The organism is Azospirillum sp. A29, from assembly GCF_042604625.1.
In the GTDB taxonomy this organism is placed as follows: Bacteria; Pseudomonadota; Alphaproteobacteria; order Azospirillales; family Azospirillaceae; genus Azospirillum; species Azospirillum palustre.
Map to the genome: position 1 here is coordinate 543,149 of NZ_CP170470.1, position 15,815 is coordinate 558,963.

Annotated in this window: 12 protein-coding genes; 5 read left to right on the forward strand and 7 right to left on the reverse strand. The window is 68.1% G+C overall.

Going from position 1 to position 15,815, the window contains the following annotated elements; translation table 11 throughout:
- The first annotated feature begins 85 nt into the window (after window positions 1-85).
- Window positions 86-2,836: a response regulator gene (locus tag ABNQ38_RS38280; protein WP_377811654.1), complete on the forward strand. Its 2,751-nt coding sequence runs from the start codon at window positions 86-88 to the stop codon at window positions 2,834-2,836.
- Window positions 2,837-2,857: 21 nt separating this feature from the next.
- On the opposite strand, the gene ABNQ38_RS38285 is transcribed toward ABNQ38_RS38280, so the two are convergent.
- The 3 genes from ABNQ38_RS38285 to ABNQ38_RS38295 all read right to left on the reverse strand — a co-directional run bounded on the left by ABNQ38_RS38285 (window position 2,858) and on the right by ABNQ38_RS38295 (window position 4,978).
- Window positions 2,858-3,163, reverse strand: coding sequence for a hypothetical protein (locus tag ABNQ38_RS38285; protein WP_377811655.1), 306 nt, complete (start codon window positions 3,161-3,163; stop codon window positions 2,858-2,860).
- A 143-nt stretch (window positions 3,164-3,306) separates the two neighbouring features.
- Entirely contained in the window at window positions 3,307-4,320 is a 1,014-nt protein-coding gene (locus ABNQ38_RS38290) for an inorganic phosphate transporter (protein ID WP_098735903.1), read from the reverse strand.
- Window positions 4,321-4,333: 13 nt separating this feature from the next.
- A complete protein-coding gene (locus ABNQ38_RS38295; protein ID WP_377811656.1) occupies window positions 4,334-4,978 on the reverse strand; it encodes a DUF47 domain-containing protein in 645 nt (214 codons plus the stop codon).
- A 271-nt stretch (window positions 4,979-5,249) separates the two neighbouring features.
- Between ABNQ38_RS38295 and ABNQ38_RS38300 the strand changes: the two genes are divergently transcribed.
- Entirely contained in the window at window positions 5,250-5,777 is a 528-nt protein-coding gene (locus tag ABNQ38_RS38300; protein WP_377811657.1) for a hypothetical protein, read from the forward strand.
- Window positions 5,778-5,783: 6 nt separating this feature from the next.
- Here ABNQ38_RS38300 and ABNQ38_RS38305 read toward each other — a convergent pair whose 3' ends face one another.
- From ABNQ38_RS38305 to ABNQ38_RS38320, 4 genes are all read right to left on the reverse strand, one after another.
- A complete protein-coding gene (locus ABNQ38_RS38305; RefSeq protein ID WP_377811658.1) occupies window positions 5,784-7,565 on the reverse strand; it encodes a glycosyl hydrolase family 17 protein in 1,782 nt (593 codons plus the stop codon).
- Window positions 7,566-7,836: 271 nt separating this feature from the next.
- Window positions 7,837-8,445: a class I SAM-dependent DNA methyltransferase gene (locus ABNQ38_RS38310; protein WP_377811659.1), complete on the reverse strand. Its 609-nt coding sequence runs from the start codon at window positions 8,443-8,445 to the stop codon at window positions 7,837-7,839.
- Window positions 8,446-8,673: 228 nt separating this feature from the next.
- Window positions 8,674-9,447: a ferredoxin--NADP reductase gene (locus ABNQ38_RS38315; protein WP_098735899.1), complete on the reverse strand. Its 774-nt coding sequence runs from the start codon at window positions 9,445-9,447 to the stop codon at window positions 8,674-8,676.
- Between the two features lie 237 nt (window positions 9,448-9,684).
- Window positions 9,685-11,127 (reverse strand): short-chain fatty acyl-CoA regulator family protein, encoded by a 1,443-nt coding sequence (locus ABNQ38_RS38320; RefSeq protein WP_377811957.1) that lies wholly within the window; start codon window positions 11,125-11,127, stop codon window positions 9,685-9,687.
- A 303-nt stretch (window positions 11,128-11,430) separates the two neighbouring features.
- On the opposite strand from ABNQ38_RS38320, the gene aceA reads away from it, so the two are divergent.
- The 3 genes from aceA (at window position 11,431) to ABNQ38_RS38335 (ending at window position 15,808) form a co-directional block, all read left to right on the forward strand.
- Entirely contained in the window at window positions 11,431-12,708 is a 1,278-nt protein-coding gene (gene aceA, locus ABNQ38_RS38325; protein WP_042697577.1) for an isocitrate lyase, read from the forward strand.
- Window positions 12,709-13,295: 587 nt separating this feature from the next.
- Window positions 13,296-13,859: a DJ-1/PfpI family protein gene (locus ABNQ38_RS38330; protein WP_109048549.1), complete on the forward strand. Its 564-nt coding sequence runs from the start codon at window positions 13,296-13,298 to the stop codon at window positions 13,857-13,859.
- Window positions 13,860-14,137: 278 nt separating this feature from the next.
- Window positions 14,138-15,808, forward strand: coding sequence for a methyl-accepting chemotaxis protein (locus ABNQ38_RS38335; protein ID WP_377811660.1), 1,671 nt, complete (start codon window positions 14,138-14,140; stop codon window positions 15,806-15,808).
- Window positions 15,809-15,815 lie beyond the last annotated feature (7 nt).

The window sequence follows — 15,815 nt, forward strand, 5'->3', positions numbered from 1 at the left end:
ACAGCCGTCCCATCGGATTCGTGATAGTTTGGATGTGAAGTTTCGGGCGGGCCGCATCGCGCATCGGCACACAAAAGGGGGATTTGTGGGACGCTTCCTACGGGGCGCGCTGGTGGTGGTGGTCGTGCTGGCTGCATTGGCGGGCAACGCGGCCCACAGGGTCTATTACGATTACCAGGACACCCAGCAGCGCCGCTTCGCCCTGGTGCGGGACATGGCCCGTCTGGTCGACGACCATGTCCGCCGCACGGTGCGCACGGCCGACGTCGCACTCGACCAGACGGCGGCCATGGTGGCGGAGGCCCGCGGCCTGCAGAAGCTGCGCGACCTGAAGCATTGGGCCCGTCTGCGCGAATATGCCGCCCAGGTCGAGGGCGCCGACGCCATCTGGATTTACGACGCCGACGGCCGGGCCGTGCTCGAGTCGGCCAGCTTTCCCAACCGCATCGCCGATTTCGCCGACCAGAGCGGTCTGGAGGCCCTGCGCGGCGGGATGCGCCTGCACATCGGCGCGGCGCAGCCGGTCCGGACCGGGTCCTATCCGCTCGTCTTTCCGGTTTCCCGCCCGCTGCATGATGACGAGGGGCGCTTTATCGGGGTGGCATCCGTGTCGATCCGGGTCAACCACCTGACCGACTTCTCCAGCATTTCAGGCTTCGAATTCGATCCGCTGATCGCCGTCTACCGGCCGAACGGCGAGGTGGTCGCCCGCCGCCCGGAACCCGAAGCCTCGGCCGGCCGCACGGCCGCCGCCACGCCGCTGTTCCAGTCCCGGCTGCGCGAGGCGCCGGAGGGGCAGTTGCTGTCGACGTCGCCGCTGGACGGGGTGCTGCGCATCGTCGCCTACCGGACCGTCCGCGACTATGGTCTGGTGGTGCTGGCCGGCATCGACCGGGAAGAGGCGATGGCCGTGTGGCGCACCCGCACCCTGCACACGGCGGTGGAGACCCTCGTCGGCCTGCTGGCGGTCCTCGGGATGCTGGCCTGGGGGATGCGCTATCTCGACCGCGAGCGCAAGGCGCAGGTGGCCCTGGCCGAGGCGCGGAACGCGGTGGAGCGGACCAGCGCCGAACGCGACGAGAGCGCCCGGCTCGCCACCGCGCTGAACCATGCCCGCGACATGGCGGAGAGCGCGCGGCAGGCCGCCGAGGCCGCCAACCGGGCCAAGGGCGAATTCCTGGCCGGGCTGAGCCACGAGCTGCGCACGCCGCTGAACGCCGTCATCGGCTTCGCCGACCTGATCGCCCGCGAGGCGGAGGGGCCGGTCGGCACCCCGTCCTACCGGCAATATGCCGCCAATGTCCGCGACAGCGGCCAGCATGTGCTGGAGCTGATCAACGAGATCCTCGACCATGCGCGGGCGGAAGCCGGGGCGCTGACCATCGAGGAGGGGCACTGCGACCTGGAGGCCGCGGCGGATTTCGCGGTCCGCATGCTGACCCCGCGGGCCGAGCGCGCCGGCGTGCTGCTGTCGGCGGTGGTGGCGCCGGCAGTGGGCGCCTTACGCGGAGACGACCGCCGCATCCGCCAGATCCTGCTGAACCTGATCGCCAACGGGGTGAAATACACGCCCTCGGGCGGATCGGTGACGCTGTCCGCCCTGCTGGAAGACGGCACGCCGGTGATCCGCATCACCGACACCGGGCTGGGCATCCCGGCCGAGGATCTGGATCGCGTGCTGGAGCCCTTCGCCCGTGTCGAGAGCGCCGACCACCGCGGGGTCGAGGGCGCCGGGCTGGGCCTGCCGCTGACCAAACGGCTGGTCGAACTGCATGGCGGCACGCTGGCGCTGCGCAGCACGCTGGGCGTCGGCACCACGGTGACGGTGCGGCTGCCGGCGAACCGCCTGTTGCCGGCGGAGGCTCCGGGCATGCCGGCGAGACCGCCGGCCCAGCCGGCCGCCGCCAGCCCAGCCGGCAGCCCATCCGTCACCGCTCCCGCACAGCCCCTGGCCCAGCCCCCCTTACCGACTCTCTCCCCGCCGCCCTCCGGACCGCTGTCGATCCTGCTGGTGGACGACGACCCGACCGTGCGCGACATGGTGGCCGGTCTGCTGCGCGGCTGGGGCCATCGGGTGATCGCGGCGACCAACGCCAACGAGGCGCTGGTGGTGCTGGACGGGCCGGAAAAGCTCGATCTGCTGCTCAGCGACATCGTCATGCCGCCGGGCATGGACGGAACGGAGCTGGCGCGGCACACCGCCCGCATGCGCCCGGGCCTGCCGGTTCTGCTGGCCTCCGGCTTCGCCGCCCATGCCGTCGGCACGCCTGCCGGCTTCGGCCCCAACGTGGCGATGATCGCCAAGCCCTTCTCCATCGACGACCTGCGCCGGCAGCTTGCCCGCATCGCCGGCCGGCGGGTGGGAGCGGCCCCCCAGGCCCAGGCGATGGCGGCCCAGGCAATCGCTCCCCCGCCCCCCGCTCCCCTTCCCCGTCCCGCCGGACCGCCGCGCCTGCTGATCGCCGAGGATCTGTCGATCAACCGCGAACTGCTGGCGGCGCTGTTCAAGGACAGCGGCTACCGCATCGATCTTGTGGCCGATGGCGCCGCGGCGGTGGAGGCAGTGAAGGCCGGCGACTACGACCTCGTGCTGATGGACGTGCAGATGCCGGAGATGGACGGGCTGGAGGCGAGCCGGATCATCCGCGCCATGCCGCCGCCGCGCGGCGACCTGCCGATCCTGGCGCTGACCGCCGGTTCGTCCGACGAGGAGCGGCGCGACTGCCGCGACGCCGGCATGAACGGGCACATCGGCAAGCCCTATGAGCGCGACCTGCTGCTGCGTCAGGTCGCCCGCACGCTGGCCGCCGGGCGCAGCCGCACCGGCGCCGCCTGAAGGCCCGTTAGGGAAAGCCGGTCAGGGCTGCTCGAACACCCTTGGGAAATGGGCGAGGCGCCGGCCGAACAGGCTTTGCGGCGTGGCGTCGGCCACGACCGGCTCCGCCTGATTGGCCGCCAGAGGCGCCATGGGCAGGGGCGTGGAGGAGAGCGCGCGCGCCGAGGTCGGGCGGGGGCGGCGTTCTGTCTTCTCGGGTGGGGCGTAGAAATGCAGGGTCAGCTGGCCGTCGGCTTCCGCCGCATAGGGCAAGCCTGGGACCGTCCGGCGTTCGGTGCCGGGAAGCACATACTGCTCACCTTGGTCGGTGCGTTCGATATGCGGCATGACCGGTATCCTGTCTCCACCGGACCGATCCTGCCGTTCCCGCCCTTGCGGGTCAAGGGCGGGCTGCGTCACGAAGGGCTTATCCGTTCGTACCGCCATCCGCCCCCTCGTTCACAGGGTGTTCTCCCCCCGGATCGAGGCCCTTACGGGTGCAGGACGCTCGCCACCAGCAGGTAGGACAGCCAGGCGACGATGCCGGAGGCGGGAATCGTCAGCACCCAGGCCCAGACGATTCGGCCCGCTAGCCCCCAGCGCACCGCCGAGGTCCGGCGGGCGGAACCGACGCCGACGATGGCGCCGGTGATGGTGTGGGTGGTCGAAACCGGGATGCCCAGCCACGTCGCGCCGAACAGCGTGATGGCGCCCGCCGTCTCGGCGCAGAAGCCCTGGTAGGGCTTCAGGTCGGTGATGCGCGACCCCATGGTACGGACGATGCGCCAGCCGCCCATCATGGTGCCCAGCCCCATCGCCAGCTGGCAGGCGATGATGACCCAGAAGGGAACGTGGAAGGTATCGCCCAGCATGCCCTGGCTGAACAGCAGGACGGCGATGATGCCCATCGTCTTCTGCGCGTCGTTGCCGCCATGGCCCAGGCTGTACAGCGCCGCCGAGACGAGCTGCCAGTGCCGGAACTGGCGGTCGACCGCGAAGGGGGCGGCCCGGCGCAGCGCCCAGGACAGCACCAGCATCAGGAACAGCGCCAGCAGCAGGCCGATGCCGGGCGACAGCACGATGGCGACCGCCGTCTTGGTGAAGCCGCTGCCGATGATGGCGCCGAAACCGGCCTTGGCGATGCCCGCCCCGGCGATGCCGCCGACCAGCGCGTGCGAGGAGGAGGACGGCAGCCCGAGATACCAAGTGATCAGGTTCCAGCCGATGGCGCCGATCAGCGCCGCCAGGATCACCGCCGGGTCCATCACCAGCGGATCGACCAGCCCGGTGCCGATGGTGGTGGCGACATGCAGGCCGAAGAACAGGAAGGCGATGAAGTTGAAGAAGGCCGCCCACAGGACGGCCAGCTTGGGCGACAGCACGCGGGTCGACACCACGGTGGCGATGGAGTTCGCCGCGTCGTGCAGGCCGTTGATGAAGTCGAAGGCGAGCGCCACCAGAACGATGACGGCGATCGCCGGCAGGCCGAGTTGCAGGGCCTCCATGACCGGGACCGCCTCAGACCTGATCGAGCGTGATGCCCGCGACCAGGTCGCCGACGTCGTCGCACCGGTCGGTCACCGCCTCCAGCATCTCGTACAGCTCGCGCCGGCCGAGGAAGGCGATCATGTCCGGCTTCTCCGCGATCAGCGACTGGAGCGCGCTGCGCAGGATGTCGTCGGCCTCGTCCTCGATGTCGGACAGCCGGCCGCAGAGATGGTCGATCCGCTCGGCGTTGCGGGCGATGGAGCCCAGGAGCGGCATCAGTTCGACCAGCACGTCGGCCTGCTGGCGGATCAGGGCGACGAAGCGGCGCATCGGCTCGTCGAACGCCTCGATGCCATAGAGGCCGGCATGGCGCGGCACCTCGTCCATCAGGTCGATGGCGTCGTCCAGCGCGTTGATCAGCGACAGGATGTCCGAGCGGTCGAAGGGGGTGATGAAGGCGCGGTGCAGGTCGCGCCCGGCATCCTTGGCGACGCGGTCGGCGTCCTTCTCCACCCGCTTCAGCGCGGCGACCTTCTGCACGCGGTCGTCCGGTCCGGAATCCATCACCGCTTCCAGCGCAATGGATGCTGCCACGATATGGCGGGCCTGCTCGACGAACTGGTCGACGAAGCGTTCCTCCTTCGGCATCAGCGAACGGAATGCGCGCAGCAGCATGGGACGGTGACTCGCGTAGACTGGAATGGTTTGGCGCTGCTCTTAGCACGCTTCGCGGTGCGGTGCAGCGGCGGCATGTCATGTAAAGGTCATGAAACAGTCATTTGGTAGCAAAATCGCCACAGGTCGCGGCATATCGCCGCTTTTCACCCCTCCAACCAATCCGGCAGACCAGTTGGGCTGGCCGCCCTTGGGCAGACCCCATGGAAAGCCGCCGGACGCCTTCCCAAATCTCCCCCGAAGCCCCTTCCCCGACCGCAGGGTTCCGCCGATGACGTGCCCACCCCCCGCCTTCCGCCTTGCCATGCCGGCGCTCGCCGTGCTGCTGCTGAGCGCCGCCCCGCTGCATGCCCAGACGGTTCCGCCCGCAGACCCGGCCGGCCGGTGCAGCCCGACCGTCTCGGCTGCGCTCAGCACCTGGGACACCGGAGTCGCGGCGGCGGAGCGTTTCGGCGACAAGGCCGCGGCGGTGGCGCGCGAAAAGGGGCGTGAATATCTGCTGCCGCTGCTGGGGATCGACCCGAAGGCGGTGCCGCCTGACACCAAGGGCGGCGGCACGACCGACGACGTCGGCCGCGCGCTGGAGGAAAGCCGCAACGATCCCAAGCGCCGCGCCGACCTCTGCGCCGCCATCACCCGCGCGGCGGACGAGGCGAAGAACTCGGCCGGCGCCGGGCTCGACGCGCTGAAACGGGCCCTGGACAACTGGCAGCTGACGCCGCCCGCCGCTCCCGCCCCCGGCCCGGCCCCCGTCCCTGCTCCGGAGCCGACGAAACAGGACGGGCTGATCCGGACCTGACCTGCTTTAAATCCGCCGCAGCGGACGCCGGGCGCTCCACACCCCGGCCAGGAAGGGCAGCGCCAGCAGGACCTGCAAGGCTGCCCAACCCAGCGCCTCCCAGTTCGGCCGGGTCCACTCGACCTCGTGCAGCGCCTCCATGAAGGGCAGCTGGCCGTAGATCAGCGATTCGAGCGGCACGAAGCCCTCGGCCACCACGGTCAGCAGCGCCGCCAGCAGCAGCCCGAAGCCCAGCACCGACTCGACCGGCAGGCGGCGGACGGCGCCGCACAGGCCGCGCGGTTCGCCATCGGCAAAGGGAATTGCCGGACGGAACAGGCTGGCGATGCCCAGCGCGCCGCGCGTCTCCGTCCCCACCGGCCGTCGGGCGGCGCGGATCAGGCCCAGCGCCGGCAGCGCCACCGCCGGGATCAGCAGATAGGGGTTGGGGAAGTCGCGGTAGCGGCCGTCGAAGACGATCAGCAGCGACCAGACCAGCGCCGCGACGCCCAGCGCCACGGCGCTCCACCGCCCCACCCGCTCGGTGCGGGTCAGGGCCGGGCGGGCGTGGCGCAGGCCGACCAGCGGCTCGCTCGCCAGACCGCCGCTCGCCAGCGTGCGGTGGGCGGTCAGCAACACCGCCAGCGCCAGCGCCGCGGTCAGCGCCAGCATCGCCACGGCCAGCGTGGTGTCCTGCCAGTAATGCTTGCCATGCTCGGCCAGAAAGGCGGCGCGGACATAGAGGGTGGACAGCGCCTGGGCCAGCAGGATCAGCACCGCCCAGCCGGTGCCCGGCACATGGCGGCGCAGCAGCGACAACCCGCCCAGCAGCACCAGCGCCAGCCCGCTCGACGCCGCGAACAGCCAGGGCCATGCGACATTGCCGACGACCGGCCCGGCCAGCGAGAATTTCGGCGTGCGGTCGGCGTTGTACAGGCCCCAATGGCCGCCGACCGTACCCTCCAGCTTGGCCTTCCATTCCTGATCGAAGGCTTCGATCACGTTGTAGTCGAAGCCCTCCTGCTCGGCCATGCGGACGAAGGCATTGACGAACTTCGCCTTGTTGACCAGCCCCGGCACGGCGGCCCCGCGCGAGCGGCCCTGCGTCGGCCAGCCGGTCTCGCCGACCAGGATCGGTTTGCCGGGGAAGCGGTGGGCGATGGTGCGGTAGCTCTGGCGGATGCGCTCGGTCGCCGCCTCGACGCCGGCCGGCACGTCCTCCCAATAGGGCAGCAGATGGATGGTCAGGTAATCGACATGGTCGGCGATCTGCGGGTATTTCAGCCACCATTCCCAGACGTCGGCATAGGACACCGGCTGCTTCACCGCCGCCTTGACGCGGTCGATGTAGCCGGCGACCTGCTCCGGTGTCAGCTCGCGGCGCAGCAGCACCTCGTTGCCGACGATGACGCGGGTGATGATGTCGGGATAGCGGTTGGCGAGATCGATCAGCGAGGCGATCTCCGCCTCGTTCTTGTCGGTCCGCGAGGACAGCCACGCCCCCATGGTGACCTGCATGCCATGCTTGCGCGCCAGTTCCGGCACCACCTGCAAGCCTTCCAGCGAGGTGTAGGTGCGGATGCCGGCCACCTGCGGCGCCAGCGCGACAATGTCCTCCTCGATCTGCGCGGTGGAGGGCAGCACGCCGGTCAGCGGGCTCTGCCCGTCGCGGAAGGGTGCGAAGGACACGCTGCGCAGCTTGCCGCCGGGCGGCGGGTCGAGCGGCACCGGCAGGTTCGGCAGGGACCAGACGGCGAGATTGGCGAGGCCGGCGACGAGCAGCGCGGCGAGGATGAGGATCAGGCGCATGGGCGGGATGTCTACACCAAAGGCTTGACGGTTTGAACGGCGACCGTCGCACCAACAGGCCGGACGGCGATTTTATTCACGGATGTGGACAGAAAATGGGCGCGCCCCCCAAAGGAGGCGCGCCCAGTCGGTCAAGGATTGAGTGACGTGCCTTCGTCACGGATTGGTAAACCGGCGGGCGGGGACGTTTATTCCGCCGCGGCGCCACTTTATGGAGGTCCATGGCCTTCGTGGGTTCGATATGAGACGCACGAAGCCGTAACCGGCCTCATCAGCCCGCTCGGGCACGCGCCAGCCAAACCGTGTGGCCGTTGCAGTCAGGATCCTCTCGTACATGCGCCACGACGTCGAACCCGTGCGCATCCAGCAGCGCACGGTATTCGTCCCTGTCCAGGCTGGCATGGAACAGGGGTTCACCCTGGAAAGCACCGATCGCCTCTCCATGCGCGGGGCCGCTGGTGAACATGAGAGCAGCGGCCGGCGCCGCATGACGTTGAAAGACCTCGAACATCCGCCGTTGGTCATCCCAGCGCAGATGAAAGAAGCTGTTCCAGGCCAGGATGCCGTCAAAACGCCGGGGCAAGGACAGTCCGCGCATGTCCGACAGGAGCCAGCGATGCTCGGGAAACCGTTCCCCGGCAAGTGCGAGAAGAGGCGGAGATGTATCGATCCCCGTCACCGCGAACCCGCGCTCAATGAAATAGCGCGCCACGGGGTCGGCGCTCCCACAGCCCAGATCCAGTACAGCGCCCCTACGCGGCAGAAGCTCTTGGAAACGATCTAGCCAGCCCTTCTCAAAAAGGCTACGGCCGCGACCGGACTCCCACGCAAGGCCATGTTTTCGGTAAATCTCGATGATCTGATCGGCCGCGTCTGTCATCGCACCACCACAACGACACGTCCGGGCTGCAACCAAGCCTTCCAGGCCTCAAACCCAATCGACCTGAGAGGAGCAAACGGACGCTGGGGTGTGATCGGCTCAAGCAGGACCGCGTGAGCCGATCATACGGAAAACCGGAAGCCTGGAGTCCATCAGGCACTTCCGTAAACACCCGATGGACTCCGGTATAACGCATGAAACTCTGGCGCGGCCCGAAAGCCAACACCCTCAGCGCTCCACGAACGCCTTTTCGATGACGAAGCCACCCGGCTCGCCGTTGGTGCCCATGACGAAGCCGCGCTTCTCCATCATCGCGGTGGTCTCGGCCAGCATGGCCGGGCTGCCGCAGATCATGACGCGGTCCTTCTCGGCATCCAGTTCCGGCAGGCCGAGGTCTTCGTAAATCTTGCCGGTTTCCATCAGCGTGGTCAGGCGGCCCTGGTTGCGGAAGGGCTCGCGCGTCACGGTCGGGTAATAGAGCAGCTTTTCCTTCACCTGCTCGCCGAAGAACTCGTTCTCCGGCAGGCTGTGGTGGATCAGGTCGTCATAGGCCAGCTCCGCCACGGTGCGGGTGCCGTGGGTCAGGATCACCCGGTCGAACTTCTCGTACATCTCCGGGTCCTTGATGATGCTGAGGAACGGCGCCAGGCCGGTGCCGGTGCTCAGCAGATACAGGTTCCGTCCGGGAAGCAGGTTGTCGGTGATCAGCGTGCCGGTCGCCTTGCGGTTCACCAGCAGCGTGTCGCCTTCCTTCAGATGCTGGAGCCGCGAGGTCAGCGGGCCGTCCTGCACCTTGATGCTGAAGAACTCCAGCGTCTCCTCGTAATGCGCGCTGACGAGGCTGTAGGCACGCAGCAGGGGCCGGCCTTCGACCTCCAGCCCGATCATGGTGAACTGCCCCGGCAGGAAGCGGAAGGACGGATCGCGCGTGGTGGTGAAGCTGAACAGCGTGTCGGTCCAGTGGTGAACGGTCAGCACGCGCTCTTTGATCAGATTGCTCATTTGGGCGTTCCAAAACCTGTCGGCGCCAAGCTCTGTTGGCAATGTTCAATACCAAAGTCCGGGACGCTGCGTTCAGGTGGCCGGCGCGATGACACGAGCGGAGCTGCCGCGACGCAACGGCCGAAACCTATCAACAAACCCGGTCGAAGGCCACGGATTTATACCAGTCAAATGACGGGCTTTCCGGCAAACAACACGAATTTCGCCGTACAACATTGATCCCGGTCAATCGAATCCTTATTCAGCGCTGGGCGGCGCGAACAGGTAGGGCGACAGGCCGCGCAGATTCTCATCGACGATAAGCCGATGATTCAGCGGCGGAAACGCCCGTTGCGAGCAGTCCAGCCGCGGGCAGAGCCGGCAATTCACCCCGATCGGCGTCGCCGCATCGGTGTTGGACAGGTCGAACCCGTCCGCATAGGTGACCTGAGCCGCATGCTGGACGTCGCAGCCCAGCGCCACGGCGAATTGCTGCGGCGGGCTGCGGTGGCCGCCGCCGGCCTTCACCACCGTGCGGGCGATGGAGAAATAGCCGGTGCCGTCCGGCATCTCCGCCATCTGGCTGTGGATCTTGCCCGGCGTGCGGAAGGCCTCGTAGACGATCCAGCGCGGGCAGCCGCCGCCGAAGCGGGCGAAATGGAATCCGGCCCCCGAAAAGCGCTTCGACACGTTGCCGGCGCTATCCACCCGCATGAAGAAGAAGGGCACGCCCTTGGCCCCCGACCGGTGCAGCGTGGTCAGCCGGTGGCAGACCTGCTCGAACGACGCGTCGAAGCGCCGCCGCAAGATCTCGATGTCGTAGCGCAGCTGGGTCGCCGCCTCGTGGAAGCGGGCATAGGGCATCAGCACCGCCGCGGCGAAATAGTTCGCCAGCCCGATCCGGGTCAGCCGCCGCGCCTCGTCGTCCGACAGGTTGGCGGCATCGACGATGCCGTTCAGCAGGTCGCGGTGGCGCAGCAGCGCGATCTGGCAGGCCAGCTGGAAGGTGCGGCCCGACGGCGCCAGCATCTCCGACAGCAGGATGCGCCGGCTGTGGCGGTCGAAGCGGCGCACGGCATAGCCCATCACCTCCGACGGCAGCAGGCGGACCCGCACGCTGTGCTGGGTGTTCAGCCAGTCGACCAGCCCGCGATAGAGGTCGCCGCGCTCCAGCTTGCCGTCCTGCCACAGGCTTTCCGCCGCCGCCTCCAGTTCCGGGAAATGGTTGGAGTGGGTCTGGAACAGGTCGCGCACCTCGTCCTGCGGGAAGCCGGTGGCCTGCACCAGATGCAGCTTCTCGCGGTCGGCCACCCGCTCCGCCAGGGCCTGGAGATCGTCGCGCGCGCCGCGGAAGCCGCGGTAGAGCGCCACCACCGCCTGCCCCAGCGTCGGCGCCACCGCCGCCAGTTCGCGAAAATCCTGGTTCTTGATGTCGGAGCCGTCGAACAGCTGGTCGGAGAACACCTCGCGCAGGCCGGCCACCAGCCGGCTTTCCTCGTCCTCGGCGAAGGCCTGGAGATCGACGCCGAACTGCTGGCCCAGCTTCAGCAGCAGCGGCACCGTCACCGGGCGCTGGTTGTGCTCGATCAGGTTCAGATAGCTGGGGGAGATGCCGAGCTGGTCGGCCATCTGCGCCTGGGTCAGTCCCTGGTCGCGGCGCAGGCGGCGGACCTTCGGCCCCAGCATCGCCTTCTTTTCCATGGTCGCCACGACAGCTCTCCGGCTTTACAAGATTTACGGATTTACAGGATTGTGAAGACAGCAGTTTACAAACGGACCTTTTTACAAACAAGGGCTTATTGCAACGCACTCGGGCGGGGTTTAAGTCTTGGTTCACGGCCGCGCTGTAAAGCGCAAGCGGCCCCGAAGACGGCAAAAGTGCAGACGAAACCGGCGGGAGGAAACGCCGCTGCACAAGGGCCGCAGGGACCGACAAAAGGCCCGCCCCGAGACCCCAGTTCCGCCCCGATCGACCGGGCGCACCGGACAAAAGGAACCTGACCCATGTCGCTCGATGAAAAGACCAAGACCGCCATCCACGCCGCCCGTTACGAGGGCATCCGCCGCGACTACACCATGGACGATGTCAAGCGTCTGAGCGGCTCGGTCAAGATCGAGTACACGCTGGCCGAGCTGGGTGCGCGCCGCCTGTGGGAGCTGCTGAACACCGAGCCCTACATCAACACCCTGGGCGCCCTGACCGGCAACCAGGCGATGCAGGCGGTCAAGGCCGGCCTGAAGGCCATCTACCTGTCGGGCTGGCAGGTCGCCGGTGACGCCAACACGGCCGGCCAGATGTACCCGGACCAGAGCCTGTATCCGGTGAACTCGGTCCCGGCGGTCGTCGAGCGCATCAACAACACCTTCAAGCGTGCCGACGAGATCCAGACCTCCGAGGGCAAGGGCGACACCTACTGGTTCGCGCCGATCATCGCCGACGCCGAGGCCGGCTTCGGCGGCCCGCTGAACGCCTTCGAACTGATGAAGGCGATGATCAAGGCCGGTGCCGCCGGCGTGCACTGGGAAGACCAGCTGGCGTCGGAGAAGAAGTGCGGCCACCTCGGCGGCAAGGTTCTGATCCCGACGCAGCAGCACATCCGCACGCTGAACGCCGCCCGTCTGGCCGCCGACGTCTGCGGCACCTCGACCCTGGTGATCGCCCGCACCGACGCCGAGTCGGCGCAGCTCATCACCTCGGACATCGACGAGCGTGACCATCCCTTCATCGACTTCGACAGCGGCCGCACCACCGAGGGCTTCTTCCGCCTGAAGAAGGGCATGGGCGTCGATCACTGCATCGCCCGCGGCCTGTCCTACGCGCCGTACTCGGACCTGATGTGGTGGGAGACCTCCAAGCCGAACCTGGACGAAGCCCGCCGCTTCGCCGAGGCCGTGCACAAGCAGTTCCCCGGCAAGATGCTGGCCTACAACTGCTCGCCCTCCTTCAACTGGAAGGCCAACCTGGACGACGCCACCATCGCCAAGTACCAGCGCGAGCTGGGCGCCATGGGCTACAAGTTCCAGTTCGTCACGCTGGCCGGCTTCCACAGCCTGAACTACTCGGCCTTCACCCTGGCCAAGGGCTATGCCGAGCGCGGCATGGCCGCCTACTCCGAACTGCAGCAGGCCGAGTTCGCGGCCGAGAAGGACGGTTACACCGCCACCAAGCACCAGCGCGAAGTCGGCACCGGCTACTTCGACGCGGTCGCCACGGCGATCTCCGGCGGCACCTCCTCGACCACCGCGTACAAGGACTCCACCGAGGCTGACCAGTTCCATTGATCGCAGGTTCCGATCATTGGGAGTGGTCCGTGATCCAGTGTGCGAGCTGGATCTTTTCGAACGGCTGATGCTTTGACTTGCCGACGGCCGGGGGCCTTCCCCCCGGCCGCTTTTTTTTGCTTCATCGCCGCAGGCATCCGGTTCAACCGATATAATCCTTCGGCGAAGCCACGTCCCCATGGTATGGCAGCCCTGCACCGCATCAACCGGTGGTACGGGCGGGTTGGCCCGAAAGTCTTGAAGTGGGCTGGAAAATGCGGTGGCATCCACCGACTCCGGCGAAATCCGGGGCGCGGCATCCTTGGGTGCGCCGCGGAATCCCTTGTTGACTTGAGACCTCATCGGGACCAATTAAGTCCCTATGCTGAAAACAAACCGATCCGGGACGTAAAGGTCCCACACGCCGGCACCCGACCTCGGGGTCCCGGCGGGCGGAACTGGCCGCCGCGCATCCCCATGCGCGGCGATGACCGTTTCCCGACCGCCTCCCCTGCTTCGGCCGGCCCCCGGCGGGTTCTCCCCTGGTCGACATGCCATCGGAGATGCTCCGGCGTTCTATTGGTGAAACGATGAAAGGACAAGACAGTATGGATCAATCGCTCGCAGGAAAGTCCATCGCCATCCTCGTCTCCAACGGCTTCGAAGAAGCGGAGATGACCGAGCCGCAACGCGCTCTTATCAAGACCGGCGCCACGCTGCGTACCATCTCGACCGAGACGGGTCTGGTCAACGGCTGGCACGGCAAGTCCTGGGGCCATTACTTCCCGGTGGACAAGCATCTGAGCGAGGCGCTCGGCGCCGACTTCGACATGCTGCTGCTGCCGGGCGGTGAGCGCAGCGTGGCGAAGCTGCAGCAGTCGGCCCACACCCGCCGCATCGTCGGCCACTTCCTGGATGCCGGCAAGCCGATCGCCGCCATCGACCAGGGCATCCAGCTGCTGGCGATCCCCGGCAAGCTGCGCGGGCGCCTGCTGGCCGCCCCGGAAGCCTACCGTGCCGACCTGACCGCCGCCGGCGGCAAGATCAGCGACGAAGCTCTGGTCGTCGACGACATCACGGTCTCGGCGCTGGGCCAGGACCAGCTGAACGAGTTCGTCGAAGCCGTGGTGAAGCTGTTCACCGAGCTGGGTTCCGTTCGCAAGGCCGCCTGATCTCCATCCTCAGACGGTCCCGAAACGGCCGCCGCACCACCCGGGTGCGGCGGCCGTTTCGTTTTCGGGCTCCCTTTACTCCCCATTCAAGTCACGCCCTGTGACCATTGCCCGGCACCCTGGATTTCCGACGAATTCACTCACCTTCCGCGTTGATAATTTTAAACATTCGGATTAGTAAGATTGAGGGTCGAATAATACCTTCGGATGGACAGGGTTCTTGCCGAGGGTTTGGCGGGGGTGCGGGCAAAATGGCTAAAATTCGAGCATTCGGACAGTTGACCATTCGTGCCAAGATCATCGTCGCGGTGCTGGGCACTGTGGTGATGGCCGGCGCCTTCGGGATTTTCACGCTCAGCCGGCTTGAAATCCTAAACAATGCTGCCGAAACCATGCGCAGCCGTTCGCTGCCGGCGACCCAGTTGGCCGGTCAATTGACCTCCGCCGCCCAGAGTCACCGCATCGCCGAAGCCGCCTATGCCCTCGCCACCAACGAGATGCAGGTGAATCAGGCGGAAAAAGGCTGGACCGACGCGGTGACCGAGGTTGCGGCGCGCCGTCAAGCCGCCGGTACCCGCTTCACCGGCGGCGACGGCGCCGCAAGACTGGCCGCCTTCGACGAGGCCTGGACCGCCTATGCCGCCGCGGCCGACCGTGTGCGCGCCCAGGCCCGCGACGGCAACGCCCAGTCCGCCGTCAGCGTCTTCAAGCGTCCCAGCGCCGTCGCCTTCGCCCGCGTGCAGGAGGCGCTCGACGCGCTGGTGGACAGCACGATGGCCGATGCCGGCGCCGTCGCCGACCAGGGGGCGGCAGTCTACAGCAGCGCCCACGGCATGGTGCTGGGCGGCGTCACTCTCTGCACCCTGCTGGCGCTGGGCTTCGGCGCCGTGCTGGTGCGTGGCATTTCCCGCCCGATCCTCGATGTCGCCGGTTCGCTGGAGCGGCTGGCCGCCCGCGACTTCACCGCCACCTTCCAAGAAGGCCGCCGCGACGAGATCGGCCGCATGGCGACCGCCGCCCGCGTCTTCCGCGACACCATGCTCGACACCGAACGCCTCCAGCAGGAGCAGGAGCGGCTGAAGACCGCCGCCGCCGAGGAGCGCCGGCGCGAGCTGCGCAAGCTGGCCGACGGCTTCGAGGCGACGGTGAAGCGGCTGGTCGAAGCGCTGTCGGCTTCCACCGCCGAGATGGCCGCCGCATCCTCCGCGATGGCCGAGGGCGCCGCCGAGACGGCGCGCCATTCCGACGCGGTGTCGTCGGCCGCCGGCCGCGCCTCGGCCAATGTCGACAGCGTCGCCGCCGCCACCGCCGAACTGTCGGCCAGCTTCGCCGGCATCGCCCGGCTGGTCGCCGATTCCGCCGGCATCGCCGCCGACGCCACCCGCGACGCCGAACGCAGCACCACGGTGATGGGCAGCCTCGCCGAGGCGGCGGAGGAGATCGGCAAGGTGGTGGACATGATTTCCGGCATCGCCGGCCAGACCAACCTGCTGGCGCTGAACGCCACCATCGAGGCCGCCCGCGCCGGCGAGGCCGGGAAAGGCTTCGCCGTCGTGGCGAGCGAGGTGAAGCAGCTCGCCGGCCAGACGGCCAAGGCGACCGCCGAGATCCAGGCGCGCATCGCCGAAATCCAGAGCGCGTCGGGCACCGCCGTCGACACCATCGGTGCCGTGACCCGCACCATCGCCCGCCTGAACGAGATCTCCAGCGAGGTCGCCGCCGCGGTCGAACAGCAGACCGCCGCGGTGGGCGAGATCGCCACCAACATCCAGGACGCCGCCGACGGCACCCGCACCGTCTCCGACAACATCGCCGCCGTCACCTCCGCCGCCGCGTCCGCCGAACGGGCCAGCGGCGTGATGGTGCGCTCGGTGGACACGGTGCAGGACGACGCCGGGCGGATGCGCCAGGAGGTCGACGGCTTCCTGGGGGCGTTGCGGGCGTCGTAAGAAGCCC